This window comes from Sphingobacterium sp. T2, assembly GCF_000814685.1.
In the GTDB taxonomy this organism is placed as follows: Bacteria; Bacteroidota; Bacteroidia; order Sphingobacteriales; family Sphingobacteriaceae; genus Sphingobacterium; species Sphingobacterium thermophilum.
In genome coordinates, this window is sequence record NZ_JXAC01000030.1 from 1 (window position 1) to 19,462 (window position 19,462).

Genomic DNA, 19,462 nt, shown 5'->3' on the forward strand with positions numbered 1-19,462 from the left:
GACCAGTGCACAAAAACGAGTAATCAAGGAAAATAAAGGACAGACAACCAAATAACGGGAGCGACAGACAAGCCGACCTCGAGCTGCAGGGAGATGTCGGTTCCGCGAAAACATGGGTCAGTCGCCGTTTGATGAGTATGCTGTCTGGCCGTAGACAATGGCTAGCGTCAGGCCTGCATGATGGCACCGACTGAAATTCTTGCTACCCAGCATTATAACGGCCTCAAAGAACTCTTGGGTAATGATATCTGCAACATCAAACTGTTGACCGGGTCTACCTCCGCCAAAGAACGCCGTATCATACACCAAGAGCTGGAAGACGGAACCTTAGATATTCTAATAGGAACACACGCCCTCATTGAAGATAAGGTCAAATTCAAAAATATAGGCTTCGTCGTCATCGACGAACAACATCGCTTCGGCGTAGAACAACGTGCCAAGCTCTGGCGCAAAAACAGCATTCCTCCGCACATGCTGGTCATGACCGCTACACCTATACCACGGACTCTGGCCATGACCTTGTATGGCGACCTCGACATTTCGGTCATCGATGAGCTGCCGGCAGGACGCAAACCCATTAAAACCATACATTTCTCCGAAAACCAACGACTGCGGGTCTTCGGCTTCATGCGACAGGAAATAGCCAAAGGACGACAGGTATATATTGTTTACCCTTTAATCAAAGAAAGCGAAAAGATGGACCTGCTATACTTGGAAGCAGGACTAGAAAACCTTCAGAGGGAGTTTCCGCTACCTCAATACAAAATCAGCATTGTACATGGCAAAATGCCGGTCAAGGACAAGGATTTCGAGATGCAACGCTTCGTGAAGGGAGAAACACAGATCATGGTAGCCACCACAGTCATCGAAGTGGGCGTCAACGTGCCGAACGCCACAGTGATGATTATCGAAAATGCCGAACGTTTCGGACTGTCTCAACTCCATCAGCTGCGGGGTCGTGTAGGTCGCGGGGCCGAACAGTCATACTGCATCCTGATGTCGGGAGACAAGCTCAGCAAAGAAGGACGCACACGCATAGAAACTATGGTGCGTACCAACGACGGCTTTGAAATCGCCGAAGTGGATTTGGCCCTTCGTGGTCCCGGCGACATCTCGGGCACCCAACAGTCCGGCGTGCTCAACATGAAAATTGCGGACCTTACACAGGATCAAAACATCCTTCACGAAGCTCGCAACACCGTCATCGACATCTTCAAAAAAGACCCTACCCTATCCCTGCCGGAAAACAGACTGCTGCTCAATTACCTCAACCAGCATAATTCAGGAATATCGTGGGATAAGATTTCGTAGAAAAACTTTTACCTTTGTCAAATGTTGTTTTAGAATAGCTGACCTCAGAATATCAAGCTATTTAACAACTTTGCAAAACACATTTTATGGCAAAAAGATTCAAACTTATAGATACAGCTCCTAAGCAAGAAACCGCTATTCTGGTTTCGGTGGTTACACCCGACATTACAGACCAGATAGCACAGGATTACCTTACAGAATTGGAGTTCCTGGTAAGGACCGCCGGTGCCCAAACGGTGAAGGTTTTTACCCAGAAACTGCCAAAGCCCGAACATGCTACCTTCGTAGGAAAAGGTAAGTTGGACGAAATCCGCGAATACGCAGAAGCGGAAGAAGTAGATATGATAATCTTCGACGATGAGCTTACTCCTTCGCAGCTGCGCAATATCGAACGTGAGCTGAAACGCAAAATATTGGACCGCTCTAATCTTATTCTCGACATTTTCGCCAAACACGCCAAAACGGCACAGGCAAAAACACAAGTAGAGCTGGCTCAGCTCCAATACCTCTATCCTCGACTGACACGCATGTGGACCCACTTGGAACGCCAACGTGGAGGTATAGGTATGCGTGGTCCGGGAGAAACACAAATCGAAACGGATAGACGTATAATCTTAGATAAAATCGCTTTACTGAAAGAAAAGCTTAAAGCGATAGATAAACAGAATGCTACCCAACGCAAAAATCGTGGTGAACTAATCCGTGTAGCATTGGTAGGATATACCAACGTAGGAAAATCTACCATCCTCAACATGCTTTCCAAAGCGGATGTGTATATAGAAAATAAACTTTTCGCCACCCTAGATACTACCGTAAGGAAAGTGGTAATAGACAACCTGCCTTTCCTGATCTCTGACACGGTAGGATTTATCCGCAAACTGCCACACCACTTAGTGGAATCCTTTAAATCCACTTTGGATGAGGTGCGCGAAGCTGACGTGCTGATACATGTAGTAGACATCTCCCATCCAAGCTTTGAGGATCATATCCGTGCTGTAAACGAAACTCTCAAAGATATCAATGCCTTGGACAAACCTACCATCACGGTATTCAACAAAATTGATGCATACAAACCTGCTGTAGAGGTCGACAACAACGGCGAAGAGAGAACAACAACATTGGAGGGCTTCAAAAAATCGTGGATGGCGAAAAACTCATCTCCTGCGATATTCCTCTCAGCAACAAACAAAACAAATATTGACGAATTTCGGGATACCCTATATGAGATCGTGTCCAAGATGCATAATGCACGTTATCCTTATAATAATTTGCTTTATTAGACAGTTATAAGCCGTGGGCTTTAAACTTTAAGCATCAAGCGATGGGGAACTTAAAAAAATATAAGGGAAGGCAAAAGGTACACGCACTGACGTTAAAGCATTTTGAGACTAGCTAGGTTTCTACAGTCATGCTTAGTGCAGCACATGAATTATAAATTATACCAAAGAAATTCATGATAAAATAGCTGTAGAAATCAATATATTAAAACGTATTTAATTGAAGTAAAAAATTAAAAGGCTAATAGCATAATGCATAAAGCCTACAGCATATAGAGATGAACAAAAAAGTTAAATTCATAGACTGGGGATTAGTAGATTACAAAGAAGCGTGGGACAGACAGGAAAAGATCTTCGCTGAAACATTAGCCATAAAACAAGATAACAGAACAAATAACACCAACCATCCTACTCCCAACTATCTTATCTTCACGGAGCATCCCCATGTGTACACCTTGGGAAAAAGTGGACATGAAGAATATCTGTTGCTGGACGAACAGGGATTGAAAGAGAAGAATGCTACCTTCTACAAGATAAACCGTGGAGGAGATATTACTTACCATGGGCCCGGTCAGATTGTAGGATATCCTATCTTGGACTTGGACAACTTTTTCACTGACATACATCTGTACCTACGCACCTTGGAAGAAGCGATTATTCTGACCTTAGCCGATTATGGTATTGAAGCAGGAAGATATGACGGCTACACCGGCGTTTGGTTGGATGCCTATAAAGATAACGCTCGCAAAATATGTGCTATGGGAGTACGTGCCTCACGCTGGGTAACCATGCATGGTTTTGCATTCAACGTCAATGCCGACCTTTCCTACTTCAAAAACATTATCCCTTGCGGCATTGAAGACAAAGATGTCACCTCCATGGAACGTGAATTGGGACATAAGCTCAATATCGAAGAGGTAAAAGAAAAACTTAAAGGTCATCTAGCTGACCTATTTCACATGGAACTGGAGTAAAAACTTATTTCCTCATAAATCAAAGTCGTTTGTTCAAATACTATCGGAGAAATGACTTTGATTTCTTCTTCTGCAAGGTAAAAGAGCGGACTCTCTTCCGTGCGGCGAGCCACCGACAGCGCTATCCCTTTACAGTGAGGACGGAAAACAGACTTTACAAGCTCCACCGTATTGTTTTCTCCAGACAGGTGTCCCAAAATCAGATGTTTCAGTCTGGATTGTTTTATTTTCCACAAACACCTGTAGTGCTTCCGCATTGGAAAGGTGTCCCCATCCTCCACGAATCCTATTCTTCAAATAGTAAGGATAAGGCCCGCTGAGAAGCATCTCCGTATCGTAGTTGCTCTCCAGAAGCAACACGTCCGAATGCTGGATGACATGTTTGACATTGTCACATCCTCTTCCCAAATCCGTCATAATACTGATATTGACCTTGCCGTCTGTAACGACAAAGCTGCAAGGCTCCTTAGCGTCATGATACTTTGGAATTCCCAACACGGTGAGCTCTCCCACCTTAATACGGTCATCCGGCTGAATGAAATGAACAAGGTGGCTAGGCAGAGGAAGACGCGCTCCCTCGTAGGTCCCTCGGGTTAGATATATTGGGACCTGATACCGCTTAGAGAAGACCATAAGCCCTCGAATATGGTCGGTATGCTCATGGGTAATGAAGATTGCCTTCACACTCCTCGGATCAATGCCTGCTCTTGCCATACGCAACTCCACATGCTTTCTGTTGATACCCACATCAATCAAGACAGCATCGTCGCCTTTAGCCACATAGTAACAATTTCCATTCGATCCGGAAGCTATAGAGCAGTACTTCATACTTAAAACAAAGGTAAACAAAAAACCCTTGCATGGAAAAGCAAGGGCCTGATTTTATCTTCTTTAACATTCCGGCAAGCTTAGCGGCACTTTCACCGCCAATCCACCGTCTGCAGTCTCTTTATATTTCACATTCATGTCCTGCGCCGTTTCCCACATAGTACTTACCACCGCATCCAAGCTCACCTTAGCCTTATCCGGATTGGACTGCAGGGCCAGCTGTGCCGCCGTAATAGCCTTGATGGCTCCCATGGTATTACGCTCGATGCAAGGAACCTGTACCAAGCCTCCAATAGGATCACAAGTCAATCCCAGATGATGTTCCATAGCAATCTCGGCTGCCATAAGCACCTGTCTCTGCGACCCTCCCAAACACTCGGTCAATGCACCGGCCGCCATAGCCGATGAAACACCTATCTCAGCCTGACAGCCTCCCATCGCCGCAGAAATGGTGGCTCCCTTCTTGAAGATTGAGCCTATCTCCGATGCTGTAGCAATAAATTGGATAATCTTTTCCTCCCTGTATGCATCATGAAACGTGATGTAGTATTGAAGTACGGCAGGTATAACTCCCGACGCCCCGTTGGTAGGAGCCGTCACCACCCTACCGAAGGAAGCATTCTCCTCATTCACGGCCAGAGCAAAGCAACTCACACAGTCCAAGATATAACCGAAATCTTTTCCTCCGGCACGTAAAGCCTCCACCCACGAATCATAGTCGCTATATGTGCGACCTTTCAGCATACGCTTGTTGAGACGTGCAGCCCTACGCTCCACGTTCAATCCTCCGGGAAGCACACCTTCGGTGTGAGATCCTTTATAAATACATTCTTTGATGACCCTGAAAATATCCAGAATCCCTTTTCTCGTTTCCTCCTCCGGACGCCAGGCCAGCTCATTCTCCAAAACCAGCTCTGAAATTTTCAGTCCCGTACGCATACAGGCCGATATCAGCTGCTGGGCCGTATCTATAGGAAATGGAAGGTCAACCTCCTTCAACACCGTTTCCGTATCGTTATCCTGCACAACAAAACCTCCTCCTATAGAATAGTAAGTCTCACTGATGGCCTTTCCATTTTCGAGAAAGGCTTGAAAGGTCACCGCATTAGGATGAAAAGGCAAGCTCTGGTCATATAAAAACAAAAGTTGATCGGCATAGCTGAAAGGGATATATTTCTCCCCTCCTAGATGTAATATATTGGATGATTTAATCTGTTCTACCTTCGGAATAACCTGATTCACATCGAAAGTAACGGGATCATCCCCGCTTAATCCTAACAACACCGCAATATCGGTTCCGTGACCAATCCCTGTTTTGGCCAAGGAACCATATAATAGGATTGTGATTTGCTCTACTGCCTGTAGGACTGAAATACTTCTCAGTTTCTGAATAAAACGTTCTGCCGCCCGCCATGGTCCCAGCGTATGTGAACTTGAAGGACCAATCCCAATTTTGAACATGTCAAACACAGAAATCTGTTCTGATGCCATATATACCGATATTAGTTTATAATTGTTGACTAAGTTAGGATTATAATAACGAAAAAAAAAAGCTAAGCTTATTCAGCTTAGCTCAAAAACAGAGTGTTTTTCATAGGAAATTAAAGACCTTTTCCGAAAGTATATGTCTTATTTATTGTGACCGGTAACTTCCCTTTGGTTTTAATATCTTTAAAGATCACTTTTACGGCGGCGCGTTGCATGAAATCTTCATTTTGATAGCCCATAATGATGGACGCACTGCGATCCACATTTACCGATGTCAAAGCATAAGGATTGGTCAACATGACTGTGATGGTACGTCTTCCTGCTATCTTATGGATAAATTCCTTCACACCTTCCGAGAAGTCTAATGTAGGTCTTGGACGTGAACGGTTGTCATGCACAGCCAAAATGATCTGGTTATGCGCTCTGATCTCTTTTATAAGATCTTTGAGCTGCTCTTCGCTTTCTTTACCTGTAATATAATAATTTTTTGCATTAGTAAGACGTGCAGCCATGCCTTTTTCGAAATCTTGTGCTTTGTTAATACCTACAGACACTATGGCTGTCTCCACTTTAGGATTGAAAGCGTGAATACGTTTATTAGATTTCAGCAAAGTTACTGAAGCGTCTGCCATACGTTGGATCAGAGACTTTGTTTCTGGACGGTTTACGTCGGTAATAAGGTTGTTGCGATTAGCGTCTCTGTAGTTATCCAAGCCTAGCCATAGTTTGGCTGCCAACACACGCTTTACACGTGCATCAATATCTGCTTGCTTCAGACGACCACTCTTGATAGATTTTTCTACAAGCTCTATGGCGCGACCGCTGTTTTCCGAAAGTTCCAACAAGTCGTGACCAGCCTCAATAGCTAAAATATCACCTTCTCCGTTAGGGAAAAACTTGGTTACCCCTTTCATGTTCATTGCATCGGTAACAGTAAGACCTTTGAATCCTAACTGTTTGCGCAGAAGGTCAGTAACTACTTTCTTCGATATAGAAGAAGGCATATTCGGAGTGTTATCCAACGCAGGGATAAACATGTGGCCGACCATCACTGCCGTAGCACCTTGATTGATAAGCTCACGGAAAGGATATAACTCCAAGCTTTCCAGACGCTCTTTCGTGAAGTTCAGCACAGGCAGGTCGTGATGTGAATCCACATCCGTATCGCCGTGACCAGGAAAATGCTTGATAGAAGCCAACACTCCTCCATCGATCATCCCTTTCATATACGCCGCCGATTTCAAGGCAACATTTTCCTTGTTATCTCCAAAAGAGCGAAAGCCAATAACAGGATTCTTAGGATTGTTGTTTATATCTACCGTAGGGGCAAAGTTGAAATGGATACCCATACGACGAAAATCTTTGGCTACCTCTCGCCCCATATCGTACAGCATGGAGTTGTCCTGCAAAGCACCCAATGTCATTTGATAAGGGAAAGAAAGGGTAGAATCCGGAAGACGCATTCCTAAGCCCCATTCTCCGTCGATAGTAACTAATAAAGGAACTTTAGAAACCTTTTGATATTGATTAATCATATCGACGTGACGCACAGGACCTCCCTGGAATACCACCAATCCCCCAAGCTGCTCTTTTGCGATGACATTCTTCACAGAGTCAATATACTTTTGGCCCAAATCGGTATGTGCACGCACCAGAAACAATTGAGCAATACGTTCTCTTGGTGTCAGACTGTTAAAAACAGAATCAACCCATTTGTGCTGACTGTTAATAAAAGTCACAAAATCCGGTTTTTTCTGCGCATAAACTCCTAAAGAGCTTAAAATAGCAAGTGAAAAAGCTAAAATAGGTTTCAGCATGATGAAATCGATTTTAATGTATAATTAATACGAAAATAGAATAATATTTGCAGAACACCAATGATTTTGCAAATTCCACAACAAAAGACGCAAAAAAACGCATCAATCCAATTGGTATTTCTTTTCTAGAAGAAGAGCAAGATCCAGCGAGTTATCAATTTCCCCGGAAGCTTCTTTCTTCCACAGCATATCGATCACCAACAGCAAAAATTCGGCCTCAATTTCAGGATCTTCATATCCCAATTCCTTAAATGCGCGGATAATAATAGGGTGTACGGGCTTCATAAACTGTTCATGCTGCTGCCTAGAGAAAGGAATGTGGGAAAGTCTCTCTTGTAATTTCCAGAACAAAGGTTCTTCCGCTACCAGCTTGCTAGGCAGGAAAATCATGTTACGCAGAAAGTCCTTTGCATTTTTATAGGTCATCATACCGCGATGATGTTGCAACACACGTCTATATCCGGATTTGATAAGATGTGCTAGCAAAGAATCCTTATTACCAAAATGCTTGAAAATTAAAGCTTCAGAAACACCAGCCTGATTTGCAATTTCTTTGGTAGATGTGTCAGCATACCCATTCTCTGCAAATAAAGCTAAAGCCGCTTCCAAAATCTTCTCTTTTCTGCTCAATAAGGAACTTTTCATATAAACGTGAACGATGTAGCAAATATATTCATTTTGGGAATAAGTTTGAAGTATGATAACTTTAAACTATAATTGTATTATATATCTGATAGCTAACGGTGAAACCCTTTATTAAACTAAACCTAATACCTATTTTATTCTTTCTATGTTTACATTTAGAACTTAATGCACAGGTAAGCATAAGCGGGACCGTACTGTCTAATGAAAATATCGTACCGGGAGCCACCCTGAAACTTACTTCCGCAGGTCAAGACAGCACTGTACTCAAGACCACCGTATCCGATAAGAAGGGACATTTTGTATTCCAGAATATCAAAGAGGGCAATTATACGCTTCATGTTACAGCCATTGGCTACCAGCCTTTCTTTACCTTGGTGAAAGCTGTAGCCAAGCAGGCATCACCATTGACTATACAGCTGACTTCCGGTAACATCGCCATCGAAGAGGTGGTCATCAACCCTCCTTCCACCATTCTCATGAAGGGCGACACCTTGGAATATGATACGAAAAATTTCCAAACCCGCGATTTTGCGGATGCTGATGAGGTAGTCTCCCAAATCCCGGGAGTAATGATCGACGAAGACGGCAATGTCACTGCTCATGGCGAACCCGTAACTCGCATCATCGTAGATGGCAAAGAGTTTTTTAGTACAGATCCTAAAATAGCATTAAAAACTCTACCGGCAGATAATTATCGACCAAAATCCAGCTGATAGACGAAAAGTCCGAACAAGCACGCTTTTCGGGATTCGACGACGGCAAAAGAAACAAGGTTATCAACATCGTTACCAAACCAGATAAAAAAAGAGGTTATTTCGGAAAATCTTCGATAAGCAAAGGCGATAGCGATAAATTCTCCATAAACTCCTCAACAAACCGCTTTAATGGAGACAAAAAAATAGCCTTCAACCTCCTTGCCAACAACATCAACGAAACCAACTTCGCCGAACAAGGCAGAGGTGGCGCTCGCCGCGGCAACAACAACACGGACCGAGGGCTTTCCGAAACCTATGCTGCTGCCGTCAACTACAGTAACACTCTCCCAAAACAAAATATGGAGGTCAGCGCCGACTACAACTTCAACTCCACCTCGACGGTGACAAACACCTTGTCCAACATAGAATACCTGTCGGAAAAGCAGGCCAACCAGTTTCGCCATCAACAGAACCGCTCAGACATTCACAACCAGAACCACGACTTTGGCGCACGCGTGAAGTGGAACATAGACTCCTTGAACCGCATCGACTTTACGCCAAACATAAAATATACCAGCAGCAATAGAGAGGTCGCCACGCAGTTCAATACCATTAAAGACGGTAATATGCCCATAAACAATTCGGACCGCTCATCCGACAGCTACAACGACAATTTCTCTTTCGGAGGGTCACTGACCTTTATGCACCGCTTCAAAAAGAAAGGTCGCACGATGACCGTAACACTCAGCGGCAACAAAAGCTCCAACAATGCCGACGGACTTAACCTCGCCATCACCGAATACTTCAAAAATGCAGAACTGAACCGCGTGGATACTAACAACAATAAAAGTGTCACCAACGGCTACGGTAGCGGCTTCAACAATAGAATAGCATTTACAGAGAATCTCTCTGCCCACAGCAGATTGCAACTGCAATATGGTTTTCGCAATACAGCCTCTTATTCCAACAAGGAGACCTTCGAATACCTCGCCGAAACCGGACAGCTGGGAGAACTTAGAGAAAGACTTTCTAACGAGTTCAGAAATGATTACAACTATCACAATGCAGGACTATCTTACATCTACGCCATCAAAGATTCTTTGCGCATTCAAATCGGCCTGCAATACCAGCACGGTATCCGCAACAATGACCGCATCGTGCCCTACAGCATAAAGACAGTGGCCGACTTCAATAGCATCTTGCCCGCGGTGTCGGCAAATTTTAAGTTCAAAAACAACAAAAGTTTAGAACTGACCTACAACACCCAGACAAATACACCTTCTATTGCGCAGCTGCAAGATTTCATCAACAACCAGAATGAATTGCGCATCACCAATGGAAACCCAAACCTAGACCAAGAATACGCACATACCGTAAGACTACAATACAAAGCGATAGACAGGCAAAGCGGACGTTCGCTGACCACAAACCTTGCCTTCGAATATATTCAAGACAAAATCATCAACAGTATATTTCTTACGGATTCCAGCGTCTATATTCTGGATAATATACGTCTGGGAGCCGGAGGACAATACTTGAGGCCGGTGAATGCCGACGGTGCCTACTCCTTCCGTCTCAACAACAGCTTGGGATTCCCTATAGAAAAACTGAAAATAAACTTTAATGCCAATACCCGACTTTATCTCAACAATGAGCTGGCCGAACTGAACGACGTGCCCATCAGTAACAAAACATTCGGTTACGGGCAAAGTATAGGTATTAACTCCAAATTCTCGAAAAGATATATCATAGGCCTGAATTACCATATAGACGGACGTATCACCTCCAACGTCATCACCCAAACCGAAAGATATCATGTAATCAATCAACGCTTGAGTACCAACATCTCGCTAGAACCTATTAAAAGCTGGATCATAGGCTCCAACCTCGTCTACATAAGCAATGGCGGTATGCTTAACTACCCAAGTATTGAAACAACACTGCTGAACGCTTCCATAGGTAAAAAGATCTTCAAGCGTAGCAATGGAGAGCTCACCCTCAAGGGGTTCGATCTGCTCAACAAGGCGCAGAATGTAAGCCGCAGGGTGACGGAAAACAACATTTCCAACGTCATTTCCAATACGCTAAACCGCTACTTCCTGCTTTCTTTCACGTATAACCTACGCCGCTTCGGCGGGAAGAACAGCGTTAGATAAAGATTCCACCACGTTGTAGAAAGAATTCTTTCTTCTTCATGTAGGCATCTTTGTCTATGGCTTTGGTAGCTTTAGAAACCACCGCAGTCTTATAGCCAAGCTCCAAGGCATCCATAGCTGTAAAATGTACGCAGAAGTCGGCAGCAAGGCCACAAACATGTACTTCACTCACTCCTTTATCCTGTAGAAAGCCATGCAATCCCGTATTTCTCATCTTATTGTTGTCGAAAAAACCACTATAGCTATCTACATTAACATCTATACCTTTACGAAAGATTGCTTGGATATGATGGGTATTTAAAGACGAAGATAGCTCCGCTCCTACGGTTTGCTGTACACAATGGTCAGGCCAAAGCACCTGTTCTACGTGGTTGAAAGTAATGGTATCAAACACCTTATACCCTCGGTGCTGAGAAGCAAAGCTCTTGTGGTTGGCAGGATGCCAATCCTGTGTTGCGATCACCACCTCATAGTTGCTTTGGATTCTGTTTATATAATTTATCACTTCATCCCCATGTGGAACAGCCAAAGCACCGCCAGGAAGAAAATCGTTCTGAACGTCGATAATTAAAAGAGCTTTCATATGATGAAGTTAACAAAATATTTCAGCTATTAGGGCGGGATTTCAACATAATCCTCTAAAATAGCTACTCTTTTGTAGCAAAACCTTTATCCCTCACGTATTTAACAAGAGCGATTTTATGGTTTTTTAACAGTTTCAAAACGGAATTAAATTATTAGATTTGCACGGCATACTTGCCGGGAGCAGATTTAACATATTATAACAGATTATCCCGCAGGTATTACTTAAATTTGCTTAGCAACGAATATATATGAGGCAATTATTACGAACAACATATTTTAACCTATTAGCTTTAATTCTTATCGGCATATCTTTCACGGCATGTAACAAAGATATGAGCATAGCCCTAAACAGTCCCATGGAAGATATCTCTGTGACTCGCATAGACTCTTTCACGGTATATGCCTCAAGCTATCAGATGAATTATCTCCCATCCGCAAATACGGGAGCTGTTTTGATCGGTAAAACCCAATACGACGGATTAGGCTCCATAAAATCCACAGCCTATTTCCAGATTACCTTTGAGTCGTTCATACACAGTCTTCCTACAGGAGCACAGTTTGAATCGGCGAATATTTATTTCAAGCCTACAGCAGAAAAATATTACTATGGCGACACCACCCAAAATCAGACATTCTACATTCATAAGCTGTCACAAACGTTGACAACAGAGAATATTTTGGGTGATATAGACAACTACAAAGCACCATTCTATGTGTCGGGCCCTACTATTTTCAATTACAAAAAATTCAACTACGAAAATACACCTATAGGTAACGGCACCTTCAAACCTTTCGTCAATTCGGTAGACTCTTTCAGTATAGATTTGGATTACAACTTTTGGGAAAGAATCTTTTTGAACAAAATCGTTTCCAATGAATACGAAGTTTCAACAAACGATGCTTTCCAAGAATATCTGAAAGGTATAGTGGTCGTACCGGATGAAAATAATACCGCCATCCTAGCCTTAACGACACCGTGTACATCAATATCAATTATTCGTATGTAGGTTCGGACGGCTTCAAAGTATATGACAAAAAAGTCCTTTCTACGGCCACAGTAAGCTATCGTTATAACAACATAGAATACGACCGTACAGGAACATTGTTCGCTACCTTAAACGAAACAAACAATGTGTTGCCGGCACAAGCTACTAACAATAATCTGTACGTGCAGTCCGGAACGGGCTTGGCAACAAAAATCAGTATCCCTTCATTAAACCAGTTTATGGAAAATGAAAACATAGGGATCAACAAAGCTGAACTCATCATTGAGACAGAATCCGTAAATTACGGCAAATTCCCGGTGCCGACATCCTTGATGCTGATGGTGCTAAACAAAAACGGCATACCTACATCGTATGTACCTTCACCATTCAGCAATGCCGCACAACAGGTAAACTTCATCAAGGGAACGGAATTCGGAGAACCGGGAAAATATGTGTTCAACCTGATAGATTATGTCAAGTATGTGAACACAAACCGATATCTTGATACAGAGTTATTAATCACAACTTCGTCGTCAAGTTTGTATAACTCCGTAAATACTTTTAAAATAGCAACAGAAAACGGCAAACCTAAGATTAAGTTAAATATTGTATATACTAAATTCAAATAATTTATGAACAAGAAAAGTTGGCTATGTATTATTTTAGCCTGTGCGTTTACGTTATCAGCATTCAACTCTTGTAAGAAGGACGAGGATGATACTACAGATGATGGTCCTACAGAATGGGTAAAAGCATCGGCATTCGATGGTGATCCTAGAAGTGCTGCAGCTTCTTTCCAAATTGACAATACCGGATATTTGGCTACTGGAATTCTTTCGACAAACGAAAGAACAAACGATGCGTGGTCATTCAAAAATAACATTTGGACTCGTATAGCTGATTTTCCGGGAGCACCTCGTAACGGCGCTGTAGGCTTTGCTATCAATGGCAAAGGATACATCGGTCTTGGTTATGATGGTACTGACGTGTTGAAAGACTTCTACAAATACGACCCTGAAACAAATACCTGGACTCAGGTAGCCTCCTTGCCAGCGAATGCTGAAGCACGTTACGGTGCGGTAGCCTTCACCCTTGGCAACTACGCCTATGTAGGTCTTGGAGCTACCAAAACCCAAAAAACCTTGAAAGACTTCTACAGATACGACCCTAATACCGATACTTGGGAATCTATAGGTTCTGAGTTCAAAAACAAAAGAGTGAATGCTTTTGCTTTCGTAATTGGTAACAAAGCGTACATAGGCGGTGGTCTTGACAACAACCAATACCCTGAAGACTTCTATTCTTTCGACGGACAAAACTGGAATGAAGAAACTCCATTGAAAGATACTGAATTAAGCTACGACTTAACTCGTCAAAGCGCTTCTACTTTCGTGATCGGCAACTACGGATTCGTAGTAGGTGGCAAAAAGTCAGGCGCTATGGGTAACGTTTGGAGATACGATCCTGCAACCAAAACATGGGAAAGCAAACACCAAGCTTTACCTCAAAACTCAAGAGAAGGAGCCGTAGCATTCTCTATAGACGGTAAAGGATATTTAACTACCGGTGCTAACGGTACTACCAAATTCGACGACACCTGGGTGTTCACCATGTTAAGATAAGAACAACAAAATCTTTACAACATAAAAAGGCTTTGCATCTGCAAAGCCTTTTTTATTGGTTGATGAAACGGCACAAGACTGCATCGCCAACTGTGCTTATCCACCACCCATCTCAAATAAACCAAAATTTAAATTATTAGCTAGTAAAAAACATTTTATAGATTTTTGTACTAGCTTTGTATGACAATGGATATCTTTGCTCGTTCATAGATACTTATGAGCTTAATACCGATTTGTGAAAAGTGAATTCGAATAAGGTGTTTGCAAACGAAACCTATTTGCTGGAAAGATTTGCTCTTTCGGACGAGATGGCTTTTGAATACATTTTTCACAAATACTATGCAAGGTTATGTCTTTATGCATCAAACATATGCAACAGCAAAATACTTGCTGAGGACATAGCAAAAGAAGCCTTCATGAAAATATGGAAAGGAGAAAAAATTTTTAAATCCCTCGACCACCTAAAAAATTCTCTATACCAAAGCACAAGGCAACTTGCACTAAATAAGCTGCTGTCACTAAAACGTTCCCTCAAAAGAGAAGAAGACTATTATTCGGATCTTCCTCAGCATGAAGAATCGCCTCTACACCGTATCATACATGCAGAAGTTATGGGGGAACTCTACGATGCAATAAACAAATTGCCCGATCAAGCGAAAAAAGTTATCATTCTTTCATATTTGGAAGGTAAAAGTAATCAAGAAATCGCCGATGCATTGCAAATAAACCTTCAAACCGTTAAAAATTATAAACTAAGAGCTATTAAACATTTACGAAGCTCCTTGAAACCTGAATCCTTTATCATTTTTATTTCCGCACTCTATTTAATTGAAAAAAATCACTTTTAGAATGAGTACTTTTTGATGACGGCGCGGTATTAATAGCAAAAATTTGCCCTAAGCATGCACCATCATCAAGAAGAAGTTTCAAGAATAAGTTTTCTAATCCGTAAGAAAATAAATGACCATCTTACGGATACCGAAGAAAAGGAACTCAAATCTTGGATTTCCCAATCTCCTAAGAACAAGGAATTATACGACAGATGTCTGAACACTGCCGAACAACAACAGGCCTTTCGATTTCTGCAAAACATAAATGTTGCCGCCGCTTGGCAAGATTTAAAACTACAGGAAGAAAAACCACAAAAAATAAATAGCCCTAAACTCCTTCAGATTGTCGGTTACGTGGCTGCATGCCTATGTATCATGGTTACTATTGCCGTATTAATTCGAAGAAACCAAGAGACAGCCCCCACAGCTCAACAGTCCGTCAACGTTGATTATAAACCTGCGCAAAACAAAGCTACCATCCGACTGTCAAACGGCAAACACATATCGCTTGACAATAATCACGAAGCCATTATCATAGAATCCAACTCCATAACGTACAATGACGGACAAAAAGTAACATCAACAGAAGAACTTACTTCCGCACAAATAACTACCCCTAGAGGAGGATATTACAAAGTCATCCTTCCTGATGGCACCAAAGTGCAATTAAATGCAGAAAGCAGCATGACCTATCCCCTTGCCTTCAAAGGCGACAAAAGAGAGGTTTCAATAAGCGGAGAAGTTTATTTCGAAGTTACTCCTGCTCGCAATAAGCCTTTTATAGTACACTCTTCTACACAAGTCGTAGAAGTACTAGGAACCACCTTTAATATAAATGCTTATGATAATAGCAAGGTTAAAACTTCTTTGGTAGAAGGAAAAGTCAAAGTATACAGCAAAACAAATAGCTCCCTAGCCCCTAAGTTCCTAACCCCAGGACAACAGAGCATCTGCGCTGCCTCCAACATAGCCGTAAAAGCTATAGAACTGGAAACAGAACTGGCCTGGATCCAGGGAAAATTCAACTTTGATGAAAAAACAATTAAAAGAAGTAATGGAAGAAATTTCCCGCTGGTACAACATCGACGTAATCATCGATAAAGATGTCCCTAATATCGAATTTTTCGGAGGAACATTCCGTAACAACAACCTATCTACCATACTAACCTTACTGGAACAAAATGATATCTCTTATACTTTAACCGAAGATAGAAAACTTTATATAAAAAGATTATGAAGAAAGGAGGAGGATTTAAGAACGTAAAAGAATATAACTAAACTTTACTAAATCGATTCAGTTATACGAGTCTTGACTTATGTTAAACTAACAAATCGCTAACCTAAACTTATCTAGACATTAATGAAATTAAATTTCTTACTAAGAATAACCAAACTAACCACATTACTGTTTTTCGTCTTCTTTTTGCAGGTGAGTCACGCATCAAACGCGCAGACCATTACTCATACATTTCGAAACGAGTCGTTAGAAAATGTACTGCAAGAAATTAAAAGACAGACGCAATATGAAGTATTGGGAACAAAGTCTATGCTAAAGGGAAGTCTACCTATATCCATAGACGCTAAAAATATACCTTTGGATATTTTCCTACAGCATGTTTTCAAAAATCAACCTATAGGATTTAAAATTGTCAACAGGACGATTATCCTCACCAAAAAAGAAATTAACAAAACAACCAAATCGGAAAGTATAGCTGACGAAACACAGCAAACACAAATTATCCTTAAGGTCATTAATGAAAATAAAGAACCTGTAATAGGAGCTACTATTGCTACAACCAAAACCGACTTGGGAAACACCAATGAAAAAGGAATCTTCCAGCTTAACAGCCTTCCCGATGATGCTCTTATCATAGTAAAAATGATAGGTTTTGAAACCTTGACCATGAAGTTGTCATCAGACAAAACAGATTATATTCTCGTATTGAAGGAAGAAATCAGCAATGTAGGAGAAGTAATCGTAACCGGCTACCAATCCATTAACAAAAACTCCTTCACGGGAACAGCAATCTCCAAATCAGGGGAAGAATTAAGACAGGTAAATCCTCAAAACGTCTTGCAAGCCATACAGGTCTTCGACCCTTCCTTCAAACTGTTGGAAAACAACTTGGCAGGCTCCAACCCGAACGCTACACCTAACATTACAATTCGGGGAACATCATCCTTACCTACAGGGAACAATGAAATCTTGAGACGAGATAATATTACCACCAACACCAATATGCCGGTGTTTATCCTAGATGGATATGAAGTGAGTGTCACTAAAGTTCTGGATTTGGATATGACACGTATAGAGTCTGTCACCTTGCTGAAAGATGCCGCCGCCACAGCAGTATATGGTTCGCGCGCAGCAAACGGCGTGGTGGTAATCACCAGTAGAGCACCAAAAGAAGGACAATTAAGATTAAGTTACTCCCATGAGACGAATATCAATATACCCGACTTGACTGACTACAACCTCCTTAACGCAAAAGATAAACTAGAATACGAAAGATTGGCTGGTCTTTATAGTAACGAGAACCAGAATATCGCTCAAATCGAACTCGACAGATTATATTATAATAAGCTTAAAAATGTAGTAGGAGGAGTTAACACAGACTGGATATCGCAGCCCGTAAGAGCTGCAATAGGTCAAAAACATGGCATTTATTTGGAAGGAGGCGCTCCAACATTTAGATATGGCGTCGATTTACGGTATCAAACCCGCCCTGGTGTAATGAAAGGTTCTTCAAGAAACCAATATTCCGGTGGGGTAAATTTAAGTTACCATCTGAAAAACAAACTCAGATTTCAGAATGAACTCACCATAACTTCTGTAAATGGAACAGAATCTCCATATGGCGACTTCTCTAACTACGCCCGCATGAACCCATATTACCGCATTACCGACGACAATGGTAATATACTCCAACAGTTGGGAACATGGGATCGATTTTACAGCAATGGAGGCTCAACAACCGAAAATGTATTAAACCCCTTATACAATGCTACGTTAAGTAATTTTGACAAATCAAAATACTCCGAAATATTAAACAACTTTGCCATAGACTTCGAAATCCTTCAAGGACTAAGGCTGCGTGGACAACTAAGTCTCTTAAAAAGAATCAGCCTCTACGATAAGTTTTTATCGCCGAAATCTAATGAATTCTACAATTACCCAACCTCCCAAACCTCCGAAAAAGGCAGCTATACCAGCAGCCAGAACGATGAAATCGATTGGGATGGAAACATAAGGCTTAACTGGATTAAAAGCTTAGGAAAAAATTATATCAACGTTGTCGCTGGCTCAAATATTCGCAGTGATTTTTCGGACTATAGATCCTTCACCGCCCACGGCTTTGCGAACGATAGGTTCAACAGCATAGGTTTCTCTAAAGGTTACCTCGAAAATGCTAAACCTTATAGCAGCTTAAATCAATCTCGCTTGATCGGCGCATTCCTAAGTACAAACTATTCTTATGACAATAGATATTTGGCCGATGCAACTGTAAGAATTGATGGATCCTCTAAGTTTGGTGCCAATAGAAGAATCGCTCCATTCTGGTCGGCAGGAATTGGTTGGAATACACATAATGAACATTGGTTTTCGTCCGACGTTATTTCTCTTCTACGATTCAGAGCAACCACAGGAATCACAGGAGCTGTCCAGTTTGCTCCCTACATGTCACGGACCACGTACACATACGACCAAAATAATTGGTACTCTTCCGGTATAGGAGCAATTGTCAACAACTATGGCAACGAAAATTTGGGGTGGCAAAAAACTAAATCTACCGATATAGCTTCGACGCAGGCTTGTGGCACGACAGAATAACTCTCTCTGCAAGATATTATTATAAGCTGACAAATGACATTCTCGCCGACATCAATATAGCCCCGTCAACAGGTTTTGTATCCTACAAAAGAAAACCTTTGGAGATCTAGGAAAAATAAAGGATTCGAAATCAATTTCAAACGCCTTTGCCATTAAAAATACCGACTGGACCGTAAGCTTTATGGCAAACATTGTACATAATGAAAACAAAATCCTCAAAATATCCAACGCTTTGAAAAGCTATAATCAACGCGTAGATGATGCACAAAAAGGTAATGATTTGATGGGAGTACCTCTATTACGATACAATGAAGGTCAATCCTTAGATGCCATCTACGCTGTACCATCGCTAGGAATAGACCCTGAAAACGGCCGCAGAAATCTTTAGAAAAAAAGACGGATCGCTAACATATGAG

Annotated in this window: 17 protein-coding genes and 1 pseudogene; 13 read left to right on the plus strand and 5 right to left on the minus strand. The window is 41.9% G+C overall.

All coding sequences use genetic code 11. The features are described 5' to 3' along the window. The 3 genes and pseudogenes from SD31_RS02595 to lipB form a co-directional block, all read left to right on the plus strand. Positions 1 to 1,311, plus strand: a pseudogene (locus SD31_RS02595) (ATP-dependent DNA helicase RecG); the annotation flags it as partial. An 86-nt stretch (positions 1,312 to 1,397) separates the two neighbouring features. Continuing rightward, entirely contained in the window at positions 1,398 to 2,591 is a 1,194-nt protein-coding gene (hflX, locus tag SD31_RS02600; protein ID WP_039052993.1) for a GTPase HflX, read from the plus strand. A gap of 275 nt (positions 2,592 to 2,866) precedes the next feature. Continuing rightward, positions 2,867 to 3,562 carry a lipoyl(octanoyl) transferase LipB gene (lipB, locus tag SD31_RS02605; protein WP_039052994.1) on the plus strand — a complete coding sequence of 232 codons (696 nt, stop codon included), beginning with the start codon at positions 2,867 to 2,869 and terminating at the stop codon, positions 3,560 to 3,562. Between the two features lie 129 nt (positions 3,563 to 3,691). On the opposite strand, the gene SD31_RS02610 is transcribed toward lipB, so the two are convergent. From SD31_RS02610 to SD31_RS02625, 4 genes are all read right to left on the minus strand, one after another. Beyond that, positions 3,692 to 4,390: an MBL fold metallo-hydrolase gene (locus tag SD31_RS02610; RefSeq protein ID WP_231561091.1), complete on the minus strand. Its 699-nt coding sequence runs from the start codon at positions 4,388 to 4,390 to the stop codon at positions 3,692 to 3,694. Positions 4,391 to 4,453: 63 nt separating this feature from the next. After that, positions 4,454 to 5,881, minus strand: coding sequence for an L-serine ammonia-lyase (locus SD31_RS02615; RefSeq protein ID WP_039052995.1), 1,428 nt, complete (start codon positions 5,879 to 5,881; stop codon positions 4,454 to 4,456). Positions 5,882 to 5,991: 110 nt separating this feature from the next. Then, the gene (locus SD31_RS02620; RefSeq protein WP_039052996.1) at positions 5,992 to 7,695 is read right to left on the minus strand and encodes a glycoside hydrolase family 3 protein; all 1,704 of its coding nucleotides are present in this window, start codon (positions 7,693 to 7,695) and stop codon (positions 5,992 to 5,994) included. Between the two features lie 102 nt (positions 7,696 to 7,797). Continuing rightward, the gene (locus SD31_RS02625; RefSeq protein ID WP_231561092.1) at positions 7,798 to 8,325 is read right to left on the minus strand and encodes a TetR/AcrR family transcriptional regulator; all 528 of its coding nucleotides are present in this window, start codon (positions 8,323 to 8,325) and stop codon (positions 7,798 to 7,800) included. Positions 8,326 to 8,438: 113 nt separating this feature from the next. Here SD31_RS02625 and SD31_RS14790 point away from each other — a divergent pair, with 113 nt between their 5' ends. Beyond that, positions 8,439 to 9,053: a carboxypeptidase-like regulatory domain-containing protein gene (locus SD31_RS14790; protein ID WP_052258581.1), complete on the plus strand. Its 615-nt coding sequence runs from the start codon at positions 8,439 to 8,441 to the stop codon at positions 9,051 to 9,053. Positions 9,054 to 9,394: 341 nt separating this feature from the next. Further along, positions 9,395 to 11,191: an outer membrane beta-barrel protein gene (locus SD31_RS02630; RefSeq protein WP_052258583.1), complete on the plus strand. Its 1,797-nt coding sequence runs from the start codon at positions 9,395 to 9,397 to the stop codon at positions 11,189 to 11,191. Here the strand turns inward: SD31_RS02630 and pncA are convergent. Further along, positions 11,184 to 11,774: a bifunctional nicotinamidase/pyrazinamidase gene (pncA, locus tag SD31_RS02635; RefSeq protein ID WP_039052998.1), complete on the minus strand. Its 591-nt coding sequence runs from the start codon at positions 11,772 to 11,774 to the stop codon at positions 11,184 to 11,186. The genes SD31_RS02630 and pncA overlap by 8 nt on opposite strands. A 250-nt stretch (positions 11,775 to 12,024) precedes the next feature. Between pncA and SD31_RS21135 the strand changes: the two genes are divergently transcribed. From SD31_RS21135 to SD31_RS14800, 8 genes are all read left to right on the plus strand, one after another. Further along, positions 12,025 to 12,783, plus strand: coding sequence for a DUF4270 family protein (locus tag SD31_RS21135; protein ID WP_082021777.1), 759 nt, complete (start codon positions 12,025 to 12,027; stop codon positions 12,781 to 12,783). Then, positions 12,753 to 13,391: a DUF4270 family protein gene (locus SD31_RS21140; protein ID WP_039053000.1), complete on the plus strand. Its 639-nt coding sequence runs from the start codon at positions 12,753 to 12,755 to the stop codon at positions 13,389 to 13,391. The genes SD31_RS21135 and SD31_RS21140 overlap by 31 nt, the downstream gene beginning before the upstream one ends. A gap of 3 nt (positions 13,392 to 13,394) precedes the next feature. Next, the gene (locus SD31_RS02650) at positions 13,395 to 14,384 is read left to right on the plus strand and encodes a Kelch repeat-containing protein (RefSeq protein WP_039053001.1); all 990 of its coding nucleotides are present in this window, start codon (positions 13,395 to 13,397) and stop codon (positions 14,382 to 14,384) included. Positions 14,385 to 14,641: 257 nt separating this feature from the next. Then, complete coding sequence (locus SD31_RS02655; protein ID WP_262506511.1) at positions 14,642 to 15,232, plus strand: RNA polymerase sigma factor; 591 nt, start codon at positions 14,642 to 14,644, stop codon at positions 15,230 to 15,232. Positions 15,233 to 15,286: 54 nt separating this feature from the next. Further along, positions 15,287 to 16,315: a FecR family protein gene (locus SD31_RS02660; RefSeq protein WP_039053003.1), complete on the plus strand. Its 1,029-nt coding sequence runs from the start codon at positions 15,287 to 15,289 to the stop codon at positions 16,313 to 16,315. Beyond that, positions 16,269 to 16,451 (plus strand): DUF4974 domain-containing protein, encoded by a 183-nt coding sequence (locus SD31_RS02665; RefSeq protein ID WP_039053004.1) that lies wholly within the window; start codon positions 16,269 to 16,271, stop codon positions 16,449 to 16,451. The genes SD31_RS02660 and SD31_RS02665 overlap by 47 nt, the downstream gene beginning before the upstream one ends. A 192-nt stretch (positions 16,452 to 16,643) precedes the next feature. Then, complete coding sequence (locus SD31_RS02670; protein WP_052258584.1) at positions 16,644 to 19,046, plus strand: SusC/RagA family TonB-linked outer membrane protein; 2,403 nt, start codon at positions 16,644 to 16,646, stop codon at positions 19,044 to 19,046. 181 nt (positions 19,047 to 19,227) lie between these two features. Next, the gene (locus tag SD31_RS14800; RefSeq protein ID WP_052258585.1) at positions 19,228 to 19,434 is read left to right on the plus strand and encodes a hypothetical protein; all 207 of its coding nucleotides are present in this window, start codon (positions 19,228 to 19,230) and stop codon (positions 19,432 to 19,434) included. Positions 19,435 to 19,462 lie beyond the last annotated feature (28 nt).